Below are 17,853 nucleotides of genomic sequence, written 5' to 3' on the forward strand. Positions count from 1 at the left end.
CATGACGTTCTTTTTTTGCATTTCCGATGCTGAAAACCGTTACTCCCTTTCTGTTTCTGCTGCTGGCGCTAGCCACCTCAGGAGTCCGCGCGCAAAACGGCTGCACCGACCCGCGCGCCACCAATTATAATCCCGCCGCCACCGTCAACGACGGGTCCTGCCAGTACGCCAGCACCAGCGCCACCCTCACCACCAAAACGCCCCTGGGCAGCGCCGTGCCCGAAAGCTCGGGGCTGCAATACACCGACCGCAGCCTCTGGACCCACAACGACAGCAACAACACCCCCAGCTTTTACAAGATTGATTCGACCTCGGGCGCGGTGTTACAACAGGTCGTCATCACCAATTTCATCAACGTGGACTGGGAGGACCTGGCCGCCGATGCGCAATACCTCTACGTGGGCGACTTCGGCAACAACAACGGCGACCGGCGTGATTTGCGGGTGCTCCGCGTGGCCAAAGCCGACATTGGTGCTGGGCCATCGGTGGCCGTAACAGCGCAGAGCATTGCCTTCAGCTACCCCGACCAAACCAACTTCAGCCCCGGCACTAATAACCATAACTTCGACTGCGAAGCTTTTTTCTACTTCAACGACTCCCTGCATCTTTTCACCAAGAACTGGGCCGACCTGCGCACCAAGTACTACACCATTCCGGCGCACCCCGGCACCTACGTGGCGCATTTCAAAGGCAGTTTCAACGTGAATGGGCTGATTACGGCTGCTGACCTCAACCCCGCGGGCACCGGCGCGGCGCTGCTGGGCTACAACGCCAGCACCGGCGCCACCTTTATGTGGCTGCTGTCGGACTTCCGCAACGGGCAGTTTTTAAGAGGCAACAAGCGCCGGATTGAGTTGCCCAACGCCTTGTTCATTGGCCAGGCCGAGGGCCTGACTTTCGTGGACCAATACCGCGTGTTTATCTCAAATGAACAGATTACGAGCATCGTCACGGTCCCGGCGCGGCTCTACGCCCTGAACACGCGGCCCTGGCTAGCCCCGGCCGTGCCCACCGCCACGGCCACCCCACAAGCCAACCTGTTCACGGTGGCGCCCAACCCCGCCAGCCAGACCCTGCGCATCGAGCGGGCCGGTGGCTTCGCCGGTGAGTTCGCCCTGGAACTGCGCGACCTGCAGGGCCGGGCCGTGGCAACAGGCCGCCTGCCGGCCGGTGCCGCCGCGCAGGAGCTAGCGGTGTCGACGTTGGCCGCGGGCTTGTATGTATTGCAGGTAACTTCCGCTACCGGCACCTTCTCCCGTAAAATCGAGCTTCGCTGACCTGGTTTGGGCAAACTTTCTGGCCCAGAAAATTGAGCTGATGCTCCGGCGGGCCATTTCCGGCAAAACACTTTCCTTTACGGTCCGTTTCCGGCTTACCAATCCCTTTTCTTTCTTCCTATGCCCCTTACCCCCGAAGTCCAGAACACCATCAATACCTGGCTCACGCCCGACTACGACGCTGATACCCAGGCTGCCATCCGCCAGATGCAGGCCGACGGCCAGGACGACCAGCTCACCGACGCCTTCTACCGCACGCTGGAATTTGGCACCGGCGGCCTGCGCGGCATCATGGGGCCGGGCTCGAACCGCATGAACCGATACACGCTGGGCATGGCCACGCAGGGCCTCTGCAACTACTTGTTGCAGAGCTTTCCGGGCCAGCAAATCAAGGTGGCCATTGCGCATGACTCGCGCAACAACAGCCGCGCCTTTGCCGAAATCGCGGCCGGCATTTTCTCGGCCAATGGCATCGTGGCGTACCTGTTTGAAGCCCTGCGGCCCACGCCGGAGCTGTCGTTCGCCATTCGCGAGCTGCAGTGCCAAAGCGGCTGCGTGATTACGGCTTCGCACAACCCCAAGGAGTACAACGGCTACAAAGTGTACTGGAACGACGGCTCGCAGGTGGTGGCCCCGCACGACCAGAACATCATCGCTGAGGTCAACAAAATCACCAGCCCCAGCGAAGTAAAATTCCAGGCCGACCCGTCAAAAATTGTCAGCATCGGGGCCGATATCGACGCGCGGTACTTCGCTGCCGCCAGCAAGCTCAGCATCGACCCGGCGGCCATTCAGCGGCAGCACGATTTGAACATCGTGTACACGCCCATTCACGGCTCGGGCATCACGCTGGTACCGGGCTTGCTGCGCGAGTTCGGCTTCACCAACGTGAACGTGGTGCAGGCCCAGGCCACGCCCGATGGCAACTTCCCCACCGTGCAGTCGCCCAACCCGGAGGAGAAAAGCGCCATGCAACTCGCCCTCGACCAGGCCAAAGCCACCAACGCCGATATCGTGCTGGCCACCGACCCCGACGCCGACCGCGTGGGCGTGGGCGTGAAAAACGACCAGGGCGAATGGGTGCTGCTCAATGGCAACCAGACGGCCGCCGTGCTCACCAACTACCTGCTGAGCGCCCGCCACCGCGCCGGCCAGGCCACGCCGAAGGACTACATCGTGTACACCATCGTGACGAGCGAAATCCTCGGCGACATTGCCCGCTCCTACAACGTGCACAGCTACCGCACGCTCACGGGCTTCAAGTACATTGCCGGCCTCATCCGCGAAAAAGAAGGCCGCGAAATCTACATCGGCGGCGGCGAAGAAAGCTACGGCTTCCTCATCGGCGACTTCGTGCGCGACAAGGACGCCATTTCGGCCTGCGCGCTGGTGGCCGAAATGGCCGCCGTGGCCAAAGACCAGGGCCGCACGCTCTACCAGGAAATGGTGCACATGTACACCCAGCACGGCCTCTACGTGGAAGACCTGATTTCCCTCACCAAAAAAGGCCAGCGCGGCGCCGAGGAAATCCAGGAGATGATGGCCAGCCTGCGCGCCAACCCGCCCGCCACCATCGCCGGCATGAAAGTGGTGGAAATCCGCGACTACAAAACCGGCCGCATCCACGACCTGCGCACCGGCCTAGCCACCGACACCGGCGTGGAAAGCTCCAACGTGCTGCAGTTTCTCACCGACGACGGCAGTAAAATCTCGGCCCGGCCCAGCGGCACCGAGCCCAAAATCAAGTTCTATTTCAGCGTGAAGCAGCCGCTGAAATCAGCAGTGGATTTCGACCTGGCCCAGCGACAGGCGCACGAGAAAATTCAGGCGATAATTGCGGACATGAAGCTCCAATAGCGTGCGGCCAAGTTCTGAGTGAACGTCATGCTGAGCGAAGCCGAAGCATCTCTACAGCGCAAGCATACAATTACTGCTGCGATAGAGATGCTTCGGCTTCGCTCAGCATGACGTTTTTAATCCAAAAATTCAAATGCTATACAACAGGAATATTCTGTATTTACTGCTATTAATAGAACTCGTATTCTTCTTGCTTTTCAGAAATAATTCTGATGGAGAGATGGCCGCAAATTTATATGCCGGTTTAATTCTCTGGCTTATGATATTCGATATAATTTTGATTCTATTGACCTCAATTAATTACTTACGCTCAAAAATTCAAGGCCTTACTAATGCGCTCATGCTCATTAATATGATGGCGTTTTGTGTTCTAATAGTGGCCCCACTGTCTTTTATGATTATGGTTCGTTTGAGGTGAAACGTTTTGGAATTAACAACTACTGCGCGGGAGAGATGCTTCGACTGCGCTCAGCATGACGTGCTGGCTTGGGTTGTTCACAACCTAACCCCGATGCCCGGCCCCAGCATAAAAAACCACTGGCTGGTGCCCAGCAAATAGCCGCCGCCCAGATACAGCGGAAAGGTGAATTTGGCCTCGCGCCGCGTGGGGTACACCGAGCCCAGAATGACGACGCCCAGGTCGCGGTTGGCGGTGCTGCTGCCGAGGTTGAAGGCGTTGAGGGCCACGAAGCCAGCACCGATTTTATACGGGCGCAATCGGTTGATTTTGTTGGGGCTGTAGAAGCTGAACTGAGCCAGCGTGGCCAGCGAAATGCCGCCCAGGTCACCGAATTTGTCTTCTTTTTGCTTGCGCGTGAGCAGGCCGGCCGGAAAGCTCACGTCGATGTCGAACTTGTAGCTGCGCTTGAGCACCAGCTCCACGATTTGGGTGTAGCCGGTTTCGCTGTATTGACTGGCCTGGTGCTTCACCGTCACCACAATGCGACTCCACTCGTCGAGGTCGTAGGTTTTGCGGCCGAGGATGGCGTTGAGGCTCAACGGGTCGGTGCGGCACTGCTTGTCGGCGTAGAAGGCGGCGCGGGGCGAGTTGTCGCCGGGGCAAATCACCACGTTGTCGATATTGCGCAGCTCCACCAGGTCGCCTTTGGCGTTGAGGGTGCGGATTTCGAAGCTCAGAAACTGCTTACCAAACAGTTGCTCGGCCTTGTCGATGCCCGCCGGATTGAACTGAAACACCACGTCGCGGATGGTGCCGTCGTACAGCACCGGGCCGTTGAGCTTCGTGATTTGCCGGGCCGCGTCGCCGTAGGTCACCGACACGAAATCCAACGGGTGCGGCCGCTGAAACTCGCGCACGCTCAGCGCATAGCCCGTGGGCTGGCCCAGGTTGTAAATCGTGCTTTTGCGCTTGTCGAAATTCACCGGCACGCGCACGCGGTACACCAGCCGCGCATCGGTGCGCACCGACGAATCGGACGGAATGATGGGCAGGTCCTCGAACGACACGCGCGCCTTTTGCAGGCCTTCGCCTTCGAGGCGCACGTCCACGGTTTCGCCAGGGCTTACGCCCAGGCTGGGCGTCCACTCGCCGCCGCGGTGCAGCACCTGCACGTTCCGAATCACCGTTTGGGGCGTGATGTCGAGGTTGGTGAGGTAGCGCGGCGCGTCGTTTTCCTTGATGTAGAGGTAGCCGGCGGTTTGGCGGTGGGTGTTGTAGGGGCGGAAATAGCACAGCACCCGGTCGTTGCTCAGGTACTGGCGGGTGTAGATTTCGGCGATGAGCGCGCCGCCCGGCTCCTCCTGGTCTTCAATGCGGTAGGTGCGGTGCAGCTCGAAGCTGCGGCCGTTGTCGAGGATTAATTCCACGCCGCGGCGCCGGCTCACGTCGTCCATGGTCACGCTGCGCTGGTCGGGCGAGAGGAAGCGCAGGCGGCTGGCTTTCACGTTGAATTCCTGCCTGAGCACCGGCAGCTGGTAGCTGAGCTTGTTGCCGGCCAGCAGCGTGGGCCGCTCGGTTTGCAGCTTGAGCTGCAAGGTGCGGTTGCCCAGCTGGTTGGGCAGCACGTGCAGGCGCAGCAGGCCGTTGCTTTCGGCCACGAGGCGGTAGTCGAATTCCGGGCCGCGCACCCACTCGCCGGTGGCGTGCACGTTACGCGGGTTCGAGCTGGTGAGCTCAAACACCTTCTCCTCCCCCACAAACAGCTCGTTGTCCGTCACGCGCAGGGCCAGCGAAGTGCGGGCCAGCGGCAGCAACGGCACCACCTGCCGGCGCGGCTCCCGCCCGGCCGAGTCGGCCGCCTGCTCCACCACCAGCCGCAAAAACTGGCTGCTGGTGAGGTTCTGGAACTTGAGGCGGGTGCGGAAGCTGCCGTCGGTTTCCCGGGTCAGCGAATCGAGTTGCTGGTAGTCGGGCGTGCGGCGCAGGCGCAGGGGTTTGGCGTTGGCCGTATTGGCCGGGAACAAGCGCAGCTCCAGCGTCTCATCATCGAGCCGGAACCAGAAATAAAGCGTCGGCGTGCCCTGCACTTGCACCGTGTTGCGGCTGAGCAGGTAGGTGGCGGTGTCGGTTTGCAGGCTGGCTTCGCGCAGCACCGGCGGCCCGGCCGGAGCCATTTGGGCCGAGGCAAGGCGCGGCACCATTCCCAGTAAAATACCAAAAAGGCCCAGAATTACGCGGGAGAATAAAAAAGAGGGCATGCAGTCACGCGGGCAGAAATGGCGCCCACGCCGCAAAGGTCGGGCTTACCCAGCGCGGCTACCAAGCTTCAAAGCCAAATAATTGCTGAAGCCAGTACAAAAAAGCTTCCTAAATACCTCGGCTGGTGGCGCACTGCCCGCTGCATCTTCTGCGCCCTTACGCTATGCCAACCAACGTCCTACTTCTCCCGCCGGCCGGTGCCCAGCAGCAGCAAAACCAGCAGCATAAAGCCTGTGGCGCCCAGGCTCCACCACGTAATTTCGGGCACGCCGCGGTGGTAGGGCATGTCGGGCGAGTAGCGGCCCATGAGCGAAAGGCCCGAAAACAGCAGCCCGCCCACGCTCAGCAGCGCCAGAATGGTGCGGCTCACGAGCTGGTCGGCCTTGCGCATCAGGCTTTGGTAGCCCACCAGCTCAAACTTCAGCCGCAACTCGCCCTTGCTGATTTTACGCACGATTTGGCGCACGTCGGCAGGCAGGGTTTGCAGCAGGGCCAGCAGCTGCGTGCCGGTGTATTCGGCTTCGCTGAGCAAGTTGGCCCGCGAGTACTGCTCCCGAATAATTTTGGCGCCGTAGGGCCGCACAAACTCAAACGTGTTGAAGCTGGGGTGCAGCACCTTGCCGATGCCTTCCAGAATAACCAGCGCCCGCAGGATGAGGAACACCGCGCCCGGCACCTGCAACTTGTAGGTGTAAATGATGCCCTGCAGAGCGTCGGCCAGGTCGCTCATGCTCATTTCCTTCACGTCGAGCGTGGCGAAATCCTCAATGAGCTGGCTCAAATCCGACTCGAAGGCGCGCATGTCCGGGATTTCGGCCGTGATGGCCAGGCGGCGGAAGTTGAGCGCCATGCTGCGCGCGTCCTGCCGCGCCATGCCGATGAACACGCCCGCAAAGGCGTATTTCTGCTGCTTGGTGAGGCGGCCCACCATGCCGAAATCGATGAGCACCACCGTGCCATCGGGCTGCACAAGCACGTTGCCGGGGTGCGGGTCGGCGTGGAAGACGCCAAACTCAAAAATCTGGGTCAGGTAGATGTCCATGCCGTTTTCGGCCACGGTTTCGGGGCTCAGGCCCCATTCCAGCAGCTGCGCCTTGTCGGTGATTTTGCAGCCGCTCACGAACTCAATCACCAGAATGCGGGCCGTGCTCAGCTCCCGAAACGGCTTTGGGATGTAGAACGTGGTGTAGTCGGCGTAGAGCTTGCGAAACTGCTCCATGGAGCGGGCTTCGGCCGTATAGTCCAGCTCCTTGCTCATGCTGCGCTCGAAGGCGTCCACGATGTCCTGCGGGTTGGCCAGGCCCTGCTTCTGCAGGAAGCCCGCGGTCAGGCGCACCAGCTCGTGCAGCAAGGCCAGGTCCGATTTCACCTTTTGCTGCACGCCGGGGCGCTGCACTTTCACCACCACTTCCTCGCCCGTGAGCAGCCGCGCCCGGTGCACCTGCCCAATGCTGGCCGAGCCCAGCGTGGTGTCGTCAAACTCGCTGAAAACCTCCGAAATGGGCCTTCTCAGCTCCTCCTCGATAATCTGGCGGGCCACCGCCGTCTCGAAGGGCGGCACGTTGCTTTGCAGCTTCTCAAACTCGTCAATCAGCGCCTCGGGCAGCAGGTCGGCGCGGTTGCTCATGGCCTGCGCCAGCTTGATGAAGGTGGGCCCCAGTTCTTCGATGATGAGGCGCACCCGCTCCCAGCGCGTGGTTTCGAACACCTGCCGTTCGGCGCGCTGCCAGTTGAGGCGGCGGGCCTGGCTCACGAGGCGGCGCAGCGGCGTGGTGGTCACCACGTCCTCAAAGCCGTAGCGCAGCAGCACCTCGGCCACTTCCCGAATGCGGGCCAGGTTGGAAATCGTGTTTTTGAACATCGACAGCGAATGTAGGGCTTTGGGCCGGCCAATGGTGAGTAGCGCGAACTTTGTAGTTCGCGTCCCCGCGCCGTTCGGGTATCGTTCTGCCACGCAAACTACAAAGTTCGCGCTACAGTAAAAGCCCCGTTCACGAAACGCAAACGGGGCTTTTACCAAAAGTTAACCGACGAGCTTACGCTTGGCCTTCGCCATTCGGAGCGGCCGCGGCGGGCTTCTTGGCAGCCGGTTTCTTAGCAGCGGCACCTACTTTGGCCGCAGCCGATTTCTGGGCCGAGCCGGCGGCGCTGCTCACTTTATCGGCCGCTTTTTTGGTGGCGCCGGCGGCCTTGGCCGTCGCCGAGCTCTGCTTGCCGGTGGCGCTGCTGGCGGGCTTGGCAGCCGACGAAGACTTTGCGGCCGGCTTCTTGGCGGCGGGCTTGGCTTTCGATTTAGAGTCGCCCAGGCCGACGGTGCTTTTCACGCGCTCGGCCAGGCCCTGGAACTGCTTTTCGAGCTCGGCGCGCTTGCTTTCGCCGCTCTTCATCAGCTCATCCACGATTTTCTTCCCTTCTTCCTGGGTCATCTTGTTGTCCTGCACCAGCTTCTCGATGGTGGTTTGCAAGGACTTGCTGCCCTGGGCAATGTAGCCGACGCCGGCATTGACGAACTTCTTGAACAAATCTTCCATGGGTACGAAACGGGTTGAAGTGAAAAGGTGAAATACGAAGTAGTTGAAACAAAGCCCTTTGCTCTGAAAAATTAGTATGCAAGCCGACTATTTTCGCTGCAAACGTACGAACACTCTGCAATATAGTTGAGTCGTGTACGCCGGATTTGGTTTAAAGTGGCTCAAAATCATCAAAATGCGCAATATTTTTTCTCGGCAGCACGCCCCCGTTTTCGCCCAAGCGCCAGCCACTTGCCAGGTTCGGCGCCTAGGCGGCTAGCTGCCGGCGCGGCTGCGGGCGCAACGAGTGGCCACGGCCACCGTCGCTGCTTTTTTCCGCTTCAGCCCGGGCCCACATTTTCTCCAGAAAAGCAGCCACCTGGTCAAGCGCCTGCCGCGCCTCGGGCACGATGCGCCAGAACAAATGCCACCAATGCACCAGGCCTTCAAACGGTTGCAGGGTAACCGACACCCCGGCGGCCCGGGCCTTGTCGGCAAATTTCAGGGCGTCGTCGTACAGCACCTCGGCCGTCGAAACCTGGATGAGCAGCGGCGGCAGCCCGTGCAAATCGGCTTGCAGGGGCGAGAGCAGCGGGTGCGTGAGCGGGGTTTTGTGGGCGTAGAGGGGGCCCCAGGTGCGCATTTGCAGGGCTTCGAGCAGGAGGCCTTCTTCGCGGGCCACGCGGCGCAGGGCGGTGATGGGCAGGTTGAGGTCGGTCCAGGGCGAGAGGCCGACGCCGGCGGCGGGCAGGGCCTCGCCGGCATCGCGCAGGGCCAGTAGCAGGGCCAGCGCCAGCCCACCGCCGGCCGAGTCGCCGGCCACCACGATGTCGTGCGGCTGGTGGCCGTGGCGCAGCAGCCAGCGGTAGGCGCGCCGGGCATCGTCCAGGGCCGCTGGAAAGGGATGGTCGGGCGCTTTGCGGTAGTTGATGGTGAGCACATTGAGCCCCGAGCGCTGGGCCAGGCTGCCCACCAGGCTGCGGTGGGTGTTGAGGGAGCCCAGCACGTAGCCGCCGCCGTGCAGGTACAGCAGCACGCGCGTGGGGTGGGCGCCGCGCGGCCGCAGCCACTCGGCTTCGAGGCGGTTGTCCAGCTTCAGGCTTTCGAGGTGCACGCGCCAGGGCATGAAATTGAACAGGGAGCCGGCTTCCATGGCCAGGCGCATGGCGCCCACGCTGGGCTTGCGGCGGGCCAAAGGCGCAGCCGCGGCCGTGAGGAACTGCTTGAGCAGCAGGTGCTGGAACGAGGGCATGGGGTGGGATTTTGGGGAGAGTGTATGAAACCGTCTGTCATCCTGAGCAGAGCGAAGGACCTTACTACGCCTGCAGTCGTCGGTAATTATGGCGAACAGTTCTACTGTAATAAGGTCCCTCGCTCTGCTCAGGATGACAGACGGTTTTTGGGCAAAACAATTATGGCTTCTGCCCCAGCTTATTGCCCTTATATCCTTTGATGGCCAGAGGAATCCAGCCTAGCAGGGGCACGAAGTAGGCGAGCGTGATGGGGTTGCGCCACAGCATACGCAGCCAGGCGCCGGGCTGGTCGAGTTTCATGCGAAAATTGCGCTGGCCTTCCTTCACGTACAGGCGCTCAAATTCCGTGAACATGGCGGGCCAGGCGAAGGGCAGGAAAAACGGGAAGAACCGGCGGTTTTCCTTCATGCGCTGCCAGAGCTCGCCCCAGCGGTAGGGCTTTTGGCCGTGGGCAACCACGGCGGCGTCCATTTCGGCCTGCATTTGCTGGCGGATTTGCTCCGAGAGTTGCAGGTAGTCTTCGCGGGTGAGCTCGGCGGTGGTTTTGGGGGTGAGGTCGGAGGGCCGGATGCGGGTGCCCATCACGAAGATGAGCTTGGCCGGAAACGCCAGGTAAAAGGCCCAGGGCTGCACCAACACCAACAAGAGCAGCAGCGTAAGCGGCAAAAACGGGATGCCGATTTTCTTGGTCAGGTTGTTAATCCAGTCCCAGCTGTAGGCGTAGGGGTTGAGGTATTCGGCGTTGATGGTGTAGAAGGGCACGATGTCGGTGCCGTGCTGCAGGCCCAGGCGCACCATGCTGGTGGCCAGCCGCTGCAGCTCGTACTTGCGGTTGAACCCCTTGCCGATGCCGGGCACGCCCTCGGGGTACAGCATCAGGTTGTGGTCCTGGTAGTACATCATGGTTTCAAAATTCAGCGTCGTGGCGTCCACGCAGCCGCATTTTTTCCAGAAGTCCTTCACCAGGTAGGGGTTCATCAGGGCCGTTTGCGAGAGCAGCGGGGCCGAGAGCGGGCGCGGCAAGTCGCTGAGGGAACTGGTTTTGGGCAGCTGCCGAAACAGGTGCGACAGGGCCACGATGGCGTCCCAAGGGAAGGCCATGCCGGAGTGGTTCGAGGCGAAAATCAGGGGCCGGTCGGGCCGGTTGCGCTGCGGGAAATTCTCGAACCCGACCAGCTCGGACCGAAACCAGACGCGGTCGAGCAGCTGCAGGATGTTCTCGTCCACCGTCCGGGTGAAGTCCTCTTCGAAATAGTCGTCGTAGATGTGCTGGTTGGCCGCAATGGCCGGCGGGGGCAGCGAAGACGAGGCAGCAGTGGACATTGGTGGGAAGTGAGGCGGCAGTCGGAGGACGGAAGATAGGAGAATTTCTACCGCCGTGCTTGGCGGCTGTGCAGGCGGGGCTCCTCCAAAGGTTCGCTGAACGCCGGCAGCCCTAGCCCCGGCTGCCGAAAATGGCGCTGCCCACCCGCACCAGCGTGCTGCCTTCGGCCACCGCCAGCGGGTAGTCCCCACTCATGCCCATGGACAGCTCGCAAAAAGCCGGCTCATCAGCGAAAAAAGCGCCTTTCAGGTGCTCGAAGTGGCCGCGCAGCTGTCGAAACTCCTGCCGCAGCTGGGCTTCATCGGAAGTGAAGGTGGCCACGCCCATCACGCCGGTCAGGCGCACGTGCCGCATTTGCCTGAACTCTTCCGAATGCAGCATTTCCTCGGCTTCGGGCAGCGTGAGGCCGGATTTGGTTTCTTCCCGGGCGATGTGGAATTGCAGCAGGCCGTTGATGACGCGGTGGTGAGTGGCGGCGTGCTTGTCGATTTCCCGGAGCAGCCGGAGGCTGTCGATGCTCTGGATGGTGTGCACGAAGGGCGCCAGCAGCTTCACCTTGTTGGTTTGGAGCTGGCCGATGAGGTGCCACTCCACGTCATTGGGCAACTGAGGCTGCTTGGCGGCCATTTCCTGGGGCCGGTTTTCGCCGAAGCGGCGCGCGCCGGCGTCGTAGGCCTCCCGCAGCTTCTCGACGGGGTGCGTTTTGGTGACGACGACCAGGCGGGCGGCCGTGCCGGCCAGCTCGTTTTCAATGCGGTGAATATTCTCGGCGATGGACATTGATTGATGTGTTGATTATTCGATGTGCTGATGTGCTGGCATGTGAAAGAATCCGGAACCAAAGCACACAGCGAAGAAAAGGAAATTGTAAAATGCTCAGCACATCAGCACATCGAACAATCAACACATCAACTTAGTCTTCCAGCGGGTTGCTGAGGAAAGTGCCTTTCAGCAGCAGCCACACCAGCCACAGCGCGATGCTCAGCCACAGGTAGGGCTGGTAGAAGTCGCGGGTGTTGCGGAAGCGGAGCTGCTTGATTTCGGACTTTTCCAGCCGGTTGATTTGGTTGAAAACCTCGCGCAGGCCGGCCGTGTCGGTGGCCCGGAAGAAGCGGCCGTCGGCAGCGGCGGCCAGCTGGCGCATGGTGGTTTCGTCGAGGCGGGTTTGCACGTAGCGCGGCCGGCCGTCGGGGCCTTGCCCGTAGGGCACGAAGCCGTCTTTGCCCACCCCAATGGTGTAAATACGAATGCCGAAGGCGTGCGCCAGCCGCGCGGCCAGCAAGGGGTCGAGGCTGCCGGCATTGCTTTCGCCGTCGGAGAGCAGGATGCACACCCGCGAGCGCGCCGTGGACTCGCGCAGGCGGTTGGTGGCCACGCCCAGGGCCGTGCCAATGGCCGTGCCGTCGTTGGCTATCATGCCCACTTTGAGGCCGGCAAGGTCTTCGGCCAGCAGGTCGTAGTCGGTGGTGAGGGGCGCCAGCGAGTAGGCATCGCCGGCAAACGCCACCAGCGCCAGCCGGTCGCCCACGCGGGTTTTGAGGAAGTCGGCGGCAATGCGCCTGGCGGCGGCGAGGCGGTTGGGGCGCAGGTCTTCGATTTCCATCGAGCCCGACACGTCGAAGGCCAGCACAATGTCGATGCCGCGGCCCGACTGCTCCACGCGCTCATCGGTGCGCTGCGGCCGGGCCAGCGCCACGAGGCCGAAGCCCAGCGCCAGGCCCAGCACCACATCGGGCAGAAAGCGCAGCGCCGCCGACCAGTCGCGCGGGCCCGCGCCGGGCCCAAACGCCACGCCCACCCGCGGCCGGCGCCGCGCCAGCACCCGCCGCAACCCAAACAGCAGCGGCACGGCCGCCAGCAGCAGCAGCAGGCGCGGCTGCTGCCACTGGTAGCTGGCCAGCGTGGCGTAGCGCAAAAGGTTGAAAAAGTCGGTCACGCGGGGGCGAAGGTAGGAAAGGGGAAGGTGGGGAGTAGTTAACGTCTGTCATCCTGAGCGCAGCGAAGGACCTTTTCACGCTGCAACGGCTTGTCGTGAATCAACCGGCGCTGACGTGAGAAGGTCCTTCGCTGCGCTCAGGATGACAGGCGTGCTCCCCATCTCCCACTTCTACACCTCCCCATCTCCCAACTTCTACACCTCCCCGCCTCCCCTACTGCACCACCGAGGCGTACCGCCGCTCGGCAAAGCCGCGCAGGCGCTGAAAGGCGCGGTCCACTTCCCGGGCGTCTTCGCTTTGCAGGTTGCCGTAAATCACCTTGTCGGTGGCGGTGAGGGCTTTGCGCACGTCGACGTCGTTTTCAAAATAAGCCACGATTTCGCGGGTGGTGAACGAGTTCAGGCCGCTATTTTCCAGGCCGGCGAGGTAGTTTTTCCAGAGCACCACGGCGCGCTCCACGTTGGTGGCCGAGCGCGAGAGGTCGAACCGCTCGACGTGCCGGGCAAACTGGGCCAGGAAATAGCCGTGGTTTTTGCGCAGCTTGTAGGCCTGGTAGCGCCGCGTGAGGGGCCGCCGAAACAGCGCCGCGCTGCCCGCCAGCAGCAGCAACACCGCCAGCGCCCCCGCCAGCCAGTAGGGGTAGTTGAACGCGGGCTCGACGGGCTGCAGGGCCAGGTTCTGGCGCAGGGCGGGCAGGGCCGGGCCCGCGCCCGCCGGCGCGGTGCGGCGCAGGCGCACGCGGCTGGGCGCCGGCAGCACGCTCAGGGTGTCTTCGCCCTGCAGCACGGCCACGGGCAGGGCCAGGGTTTGCACCGAATCGAGCCGGAACGTGCGCAGGTGGTACACGGCGCGGTCGAGGCTGCGGCCGTGGCGGGTGCGGGTGGGGTAGTAGGTTTTGCCCGCGTACTCAAACGGCGCGAAGCGGGCCAGCGAATCCGGAAACACCACTTCCAGGCCGGGGGCGTGCTCGTAGCGCAGCTCGTAGTCCAGCGGCTCGCCCACCAGCACGGTTTGCTTCAGAAAACGGCCTTCGGGCGCGGGCAGGGGGGCCGGCTGGGCCAGCAGCCGCCCCGGCAGCAGCAGGGACAGCACCAGCAACCGGCAACGTCGGAAAAAGCGAAGGCGCATAGCGGGCACGGCGGGCAAGGCGGGCAAGGGCCCAAAGGTAGCGGCCGGGGAGTAGCGCGGACTTTGTAGTCCGCGTGCCCCGCGCCGTTCGGTTCGTATCCGGGCATCGTTCGGGTTTCCGCCGGGGACGCGGACTGCAAAGTCCGCGCTACTCCGAAACCGCGCTAGGTTCCTAGCACCCCGCCCCTTACCTTGCCCATACTTCCGGCAACGTTACCGGTAGGCAAGAACCCCTTTTATTCCCCTTTTATGCAGAACAATTTCTCTACCGCCATCCCCGACGCCGTGCTGCACAAGGCGCTGGGCTACTTCCAGCAGGGCGCCGCCGAGCTGCGCCCCTACCTGCAGGCCCTCACGCCCGAAGAACGGTCGGCCATGCTCAAGATGGGCGCCAAAACCGTCGATTTCGTGCAAAAAGCCTTCGGCTACGCCCGCAGCAACCCCGGCTTCGTGCCGTCCTTCCTCGACCTCACCGAGTTCGAGCACGACACGGCCGCCCTCAACGGCCTCTCCCCCATCGGGCAGCTGCTCGCCGGCCTGGCCCTCGACGTGGAATCGACGATGATGCTGGCCGGCTCCGACGCCTACGCCGCCGCCCTCGTCATTTACAACAACGTGAAGTTTCTGGCCAAAAACAAGCAGCCCGGCGCCCAGGCCGCCTACGACGACCTGAGCCAGCAGTTTCCCGGCAACGGCGGCGGCCGGCCCGGCAAGGGCCTGAAAGGCTAAGCGCAAGCCCGGTTTTGACATAAAAAGGCCCGGTTTCGCCCCTCGCAGGACCGAAACCGGGCCTTTCTGGGTCCAAGCCGGACCCTGGAGAGCCGAAACCGGAGCCCAAAGAACCCAATTCGGAGCCTGGAGAGCCGAAACCGGCCCTTTTACTGCCATAACCCCCCCTCGGAGGTCCGGTTATGGCAGTAAAAGGGCCGGTTTCGGCTATTTTACCTGCCAATGTGGCAGCGTCAGCAGCCGTTAGGCTCCGCTCAGCAGCCGTGCTTTGAAGTCGGCTGTGGCGGCGTGCGAAGTGGGAGGCCCCTACCCCCGCCGCCCGAACTGCTGCCGGTGCCGAAACAAATTCACGAGCTGCGGCACGAAGTCGCCCTCGGTGCTCAGGGCCAGGAAGCCGGTGCGGGTGCGGCGGCACAGGTTCACCAGCTCGGCCTCCTGGCGGTCGGCCCCGGCTTCGATGCGGGCCCGGAAATCCGGCGACGACGTGTTGACCCAGCGCACCTGGCCGGTTTCAGCGTCGCGCAGCGGCACAATGCCCAGGGCCGGAAACTGCCGCTCGCGCGGGGCGCGCAGCTGCACCACTATCAGGTCGTGGCGCTGGGCCAGCATGGTGAGCTCGCGCTCGTAGCTGCCGTCGATGAAGTCCGAAATGAGCACCACCAGGCTGCGGCGCTTCAGCAGGCCCAGGGCCTGGCGGATGCCCGCGGCCACGCCCGTGCCGCGCGAGGCCGGCACCAGCCCAAACAGGCGGTTGATGAGCGCAACCACCGCCCGCCCGCCCTTGGCCGGCGGCAAATACAGCTCTTTCTGGTCGCTGAACGCGAACAACCCCAGCGCCGAGCCCTGCCGGGCCGCCGACAGCGCCAGCAGCCCCGCAATGTCGCGGGCCACGTCGAGCTTGCGGCGCTGGCCGTCGCCCACGTCCAGCGAGGCGCTCACGTCGAGCAGCACCAGCACCTGCTGCTCCTTTTCCTCCTTGTAGGTTTTCACGAAAGTGCCGTGGCCCTTGCTCGATACGGCCCAGTCGATGGCGCGCACCTCGTCGCCGTACTGGTAGAGGCGCACGTCGTCGAACTCCAGGCCCGTGCCCTTGAACACGGAGTGAAAATCGCCCTGCAATTGGGCCTCCACCGCCTTGCGAATGCGGATTTCGAGGTGGCGCAGGCGGCGCACCAGCTCGGTGAGAGTTGAGTTCATGGCAGCAGCAGGGAGTGGAGAATCAAAGAACGTCATGCCGAGCGCAGCGAAGCATCTTTACCGCGCAACGAGATGCAATCGTCAGAATTAGTGGTGGCGGTAAAGATGCTTCGCTAGCGCTCGGCATGACCGTTCTATAAGCACTGACCCGTACACCACCCACCCCCACCAACTAACCAAAGGCGAAGCTACGGCGCCGGCGTAACTTTGCGGCGTGAAAACCTTCCGTTGCCGTTGCCGGGGCCTGCTGCTGGCGCCTCTCCTGCTGACCGCAGCCGCCTGCGGGCGTCCCGAAGAGCCCGTGGCCCCGGCCGACCTGCTGCCCAAGGAGCAAATGATACGCCTGCTGGCCGACCTGCACGTGCTCGAAGCGCGTACCGAAAACAGCCGCCTGCCGCAAGATTCGGCCCGCGCGCTCTACCTGGAACAGCAAAAAGCCCTGCTTTGGCGCGCCGAGGTCACCGACTCGGCGTTTCAGCGCAGCTACCGCTACTACGGCGTCCACGGCAAGGACCTGGGCGACATTTACGGCGCCGTCATCGACACGCTGACCCTGCGCGCCCAAAGAGCGCCCACCCCCCCGGCGGGCGCCCCGCCCCCCACGGTGGCCCTGCCCGAAAACGCCTCCGCGCTGGCTAAACAAGCTAAATAAGGCGGCTGCCGTTGGGCACGGGGCCGGCCACGGCGGCCAGCACAATGTGCCCGTCGGCATCGGCAAAGCCCGTGACCAGCACTTCGGAGCGGAATTTTCCGATTTGCTTGGGCGGGAAGTTCACCACGGCCTGCACTTGCCGGCCCACCAGGGTTTCGGGCGTGTAGTGGTGCGTGATTTGGGCGCTGGTTTTTTTCAGGCCGATTTCCGGGCCGAAGTCCACCAGCAATTGGTAAGCGGGCCGGCGCGCTTCCGGAAAAGGCCGGGCTTCGAGGATGGTGCCCACGCGCAAATCCACGCGCGCAAATTCGGCCCAGGTAAGGTCAGGTGAGGACATATAGGGGGAAGGAATGTCTGGTAAGGCAAACAGCCCGTCATGTCGAGCTGGTCGAGACATCTCGCGTGCAGTACTAACTCAATCGATTGGATTAGTGGTGGCACGCGAGATGTCTCGACCAGCTCGACATGACCGCCGTGGGTATGGTGGGCTGGGCGGTTTATTCCTCTTAAGCTGGTTAAGCTAGTTTTTCGAGGCAAAGGCTTCGAGTTGGGCCAGCTTTATCTGGGTTTGCTTTTCCCAGTAGTCCTGCTTGGCGGCGTTGAGGCCGTGGTTGGTTTCGGCGTCGTAGCGGTTTTGCTCCCGGTCCCACTGGTCGTACACGCCTTTGGTGAGGTTGTTGAAGCCGGGCTGGAGCTTGGCGCAGTCGGCTTTGGCCTGAAACACGAGCAGCTTCTGGCGCATGATGCGGGCGTAGACTTCCGTGATGTCGAAGTGGATTTGCTCGTGGCGCAGCAGGGCGGGCGTGGCCGTGGCGGGGTTGCGCATCCAGGAGGTGTTGGGGTTGAAGGTGGCGTGCACCGTGCCCGTAAACACGAAGTCCCGGCAGGCCGCGTCGGCCTTGAGGTCGGAAGTGGTGAGGGCCGCCAGGCGGTCGGAAGGCCCGGGGCGGCCCAGGAAGTCGGCCACGGTGAGCGGGCGCGTCGCCGACCATTCGATGGGGGCCGCGGCCGGTTTAGCGGCCGGCGCGGGCTTGGCGGCCGGCCCTTGCAGCCACCCGGCCACTAGCCAAAACGAAGTCAGAAAAGAAAGCATGCGGGAAGAAAGCAAGTAAAACACCGGACGAACCCAACACGGCGGGCCGCGCAAAAATTGCGCAGGCCCCCGAATTAATAGCCTCCGCCAGTCGTCGTGCGGCGCAGCAAGTCACCGAACGTCCGGCTGGGAGCAGCAAAGCATCTTTACCCCAGCCCCAACGTGGTTTCGGAGGCAGTGCAGGCGCCAACAAGTAGCGCGAACGTTGTAGTTCGCGTGCCCGCGCCGCTCGGGTTT

At 62.9% G+C, this 17,853-nt stretch carries 15 protein-coding genes; 4 read left to right on the forward strand and 11 right to left on the reverse strand.

Translation table 11 applies throughout. The features are described 5' to 3' along the window. The first annotated feature begins 26 nt into the window (after nucleotides 1-26). Together I2H31_RS07620 and I2H31_RS07625 are read left to right on the forward strand one after the other, a co-directional pair. Nucleotides 27-1,277, forward strand: coding sequence for a T9SS type A sorting domain-containing protein (locus I2H31_RS07620; protein ID WP_196292387.1), 1,251 nt, complete (start codon nucleotides 27-29; stop codon nucleotides 1,275-1,277). Nucleotides 1,278-1,397: 120 nt separating this feature from the next. Next, nucleotides 1,398-3,134, forward strand: a complete 1,737-nt coding sequence (locus I2H31_RS07625) for a phospho-sugar mutase (protein ID WP_196292388.1) — start codon at nucleotides 1,398-1,400, stop codon at nucleotides 3,132-3,134. A 495-nt stretch (nucleotides 3,135-3,629) separates the two neighbouring features. Here the strand turns inward: I2H31_RS07625 and I2H31_RS07630 are convergent, their stop codons facing one another. The 8 genes from I2H31_RS07630 to I2H31_RS07665 form a co-directional block, all read right to left on the reverse strand. Further along, nucleotides 3,630-5,735 carry a hypothetical protein gene (locus I2H31_RS07630; protein WP_196292389.1) on the reverse strand — a complete coding sequence of 702 codons (2,106 nt, stop codon included), beginning with the start codon at nucleotides 5,733-5,735 and terminating at the stop codon, nucleotides 3,630-3,632. Nucleotides 5,736-5,971: 236 nt separating this feature from the next. Continuing rightward, nucleotides 5,972-7,654: an ABC1 kinase family protein gene (locus I2H31_RS07635; RefSeq protein ID WP_196292390.1), complete on the reverse strand. Its 1,683-nt coding sequence runs from the start codon at nucleotides 7,652-7,654 to the stop codon at nucleotides 5,972-5,974. A 175-nt stretch (nucleotides 7,655-7,829) separates the two neighbouring features. Beyond that, nucleotides 7,830-8,324: a phasin family protein gene (locus I2H31_RS07640; protein WP_196292391.1), complete on the reverse strand. Its 495-nt coding sequence runs from the start codon at nucleotides 8,322-8,324 to the stop codon at nucleotides 7,830-7,832. Between the two features lie 247 nt (nucleotides 8,325-8,571). Then, complete coding sequence (locus I2H31_RS07645) at nucleotides 8,572-9,555, reverse strand: alpha/beta hydrolase (protein WP_196292392.1); 984 nt, start codon at nucleotides 9,553-9,555, stop codon at nucleotides 8,572-8,574. 160 nt (nucleotides 9,556-9,715) lie between these two features. Then, nucleotides 9,716-10,879: a lysophospholipid acyltransferase family protein gene (locus I2H31_RS07650; RefSeq protein WP_196292393.1), complete on the reverse strand. Its 1,164-nt coding sequence runs from the start codon at nucleotides 10,877-10,879 to the stop codon at nucleotides 9,716-9,718. 112 nt (nucleotides 10,880-10,991) lie between these two features. Next, entirely contained in the window at nucleotides 10,992-11,660 is a 669-nt protein-coding gene (locus I2H31_RS07655) for a YggS family pyridoxal phosphate-dependent enzyme (protein WP_196292394.1), read from the reverse strand. A 133-nt stretch (nucleotides 11,661-11,793) separates the two neighbouring features. Continuing rightward, a complete protein-coding gene (locus I2H31_RS07660) occupies nucleotides 11,794-12,816 on the reverse strand; it encodes a VWA domain-containing protein (RefSeq protein WP_196292395.1) in 1,023 nt (340 codons plus the stop codon). Between the two features lie 214 nt (nucleotides 12,817-13,030). After that, nucleotides 13,031-13,945, reverse strand: a complete 915-nt coding sequence (locus I2H31_RS07665; RefSeq protein WP_196292396.1) for a hypothetical protein — start codon at nucleotides 13,943-13,945, stop codon at nucleotides 13,031-13,033. 249 nt (nucleotides 13,946-14,194) lie between these two features. Here I2H31_RS07665 and I2H31_RS07670 point away from each other — a divergent pair, with 249 nt between their 5' ends. Further along, nucleotides 14,195-14,674 carry a hypothetical protein gene (locus I2H31_RS07670; protein ID WP_196292397.1) on the forward strand — a complete coding sequence of 160 codons (480 nt, stop codon included), beginning with the start codon at nucleotides 14,195-14,197 and terminating at the stop codon, nucleotides 14,672-14,674. Between the two features lie 306 nt (nucleotides 14,675-14,980). Here the strand turns inward: I2H31_RS07670 and I2H31_RS07675 are convergent, their stop codons facing one another. Beyond that, entirely contained in the window at nucleotides 14,981-15,871 is an 891-nt protein-coding gene (locus I2H31_RS07675) for a DUF58 domain-containing protein (RefSeq protein WP_196292398.1), read from the reverse strand. Nucleotides 15,872-16,085: 214 nt separating this feature from the next. Here I2H31_RS07675 and I2H31_RS07680 point away from each other — a divergent pair, with 214 nt between their 5' ends. After that, nucleotides 16,086-16,523: a DUF4296 domain-containing protein gene (locus I2H31_RS07680; protein ID WP_196292399.1), complete on the forward strand. Its 438-nt coding sequence runs from the start codon at nucleotides 16,086-16,088 to the stop codon at nucleotides 16,521-16,523. On the opposite strand, the gene I2H31_RS07685 is transcribed toward I2H31_RS07680, so the two are convergent. Continuing rightward, complete coding sequence (locus I2H31_RS07685) at nucleotides 16,516-16,860, reverse strand: tRNA-binding protein (RefSeq protein ID WP_196292400.1); 345 nt, start codon at nucleotides 16,858-16,860, stop codon at nucleotides 16,516-16,518. The genes I2H31_RS07680 and I2H31_RS07685 overlap by 8 nt on opposite strands. Nucleotides 16,861-17,043: 183 nt before the next feature. Then, nucleotides 17,044-17,616 (reverse strand): DUF922 domain-containing protein, encoded by a 573-nt coding sequence (locus I2H31_RS07690; protein ID WP_196292401.1) that lies wholly within the window; start codon nucleotides 17,614-17,616, stop codon nucleotides 17,044-17,046. Nucleotides 17,617-17,853 lie beyond the last annotated feature (237 nt).

This window comes from Hymenobacter ruricola (genome assembly GCF_015694525.1).
Classification (GTDB): domain Bacteria; phylum Bacteroidota; class Bacteroidia; order Cytophagales; family Hymenobacteraceae; genus Hymenobacter; species Hymenobacter ruricola.

Excerpts from the sequence above, each read along its gene's own strand:
- I2H31_RS07665 (WP_196292396.1), bottom strand. The coding sequence starts at position 13,945 with ATGCGCCTTCGCTTTTTCCGACGTTGCCGGTTGCTGGTGCTGTCCCTG.
- I2H31_RS07675 (WP_196292398.1), bottom strand. The coding sequence starts at position 15,871 with ATGAACTCAACTCTCACCGAGCTGGTGCGCCGCCTGCGCCACCTCGAA.
- I2H31_RS07690 (WP_196292401.1), bottom strand. The coding sequence starts at position 17,616 with ATGCTTTCTTTTCTGACTTCGTTTTGGCTAGTGGCCGGGTGGCTGCAA.
- I2H31_RS07655 (WP_196292394.1), bottom strand. The coding sequence starts at position 11,660 with ATGTCCATCGCCGAGAATATTCACCGCATTGAAAACGAGCTGGCCGGC.
- I2H31_RS07645 (WP_196292392.1), bottom strand. The coding sequence starts at position 9,555 with ATGCCCTCGTTCCAGCACCTGCTGCTCAAGCAGTTCCTCACGGCCGCG.
- I2H31_RS07630 (WP_196292389.1), bottom strand. The coding sequence starts at position 5,735 with ATGGTGCCGCGCCTTGCCTCGGCCCAAATGGCTCCGGCCGGGCCGCCG.
- I2H31_RS07640 (WP_196292391.1), bottom strand. The coding sequence starts at position 8,324 with ATGGAAGATTTGTTCAAGAAGTTCGTCAATGCCGGCGTCGGCTACATT.
- I2H31_RS07650 (WP_196292393.1), bottom strand. The coding sequence starts at position 10,879 with ATGTCCACTGCTGCCTCGTCTTCGCTGCCCCCGCCGGCCATTGCGGCC.
- I2H31_RS07670 (WP_196292397.1), top strand. The coding sequence starts at position 14,195 with ATGCAGAACAATTTCTCTACCGCCATCCCCGACGCCGTGCTGCACAAG.
- I2H31_RS07635 (WP_196292390.1), bottom strand. The coding sequence starts at position 7,654 with ATGTTCAAAAACACGATTTCCAACCTGGCCCGCATTCGGGAAGTGGCC.
- I2H31_RS07625 (WP_196292388.1), top strand. The coding sequence starts at position 1,398 with ATGCCCCTTACCCCCGAAGTCCAGAACACCATCAATACCTGGCTCACG.
- I2H31_RS07620 (WP_196292387.1), top strand. The coding sequence starts at position 27 with ATGCTGAAAACCGTTACTCCCTTTCTGTTTCTGCTGCTGGCGCTAGCC.
- I2H31_RS07685 (WP_196292400.1), bottom strand. The coding sequence starts at position 16,860 with ATGTCCTCACCTGACCTTACCTGGGCCGAATTTGCGCGCGTGGATTTG.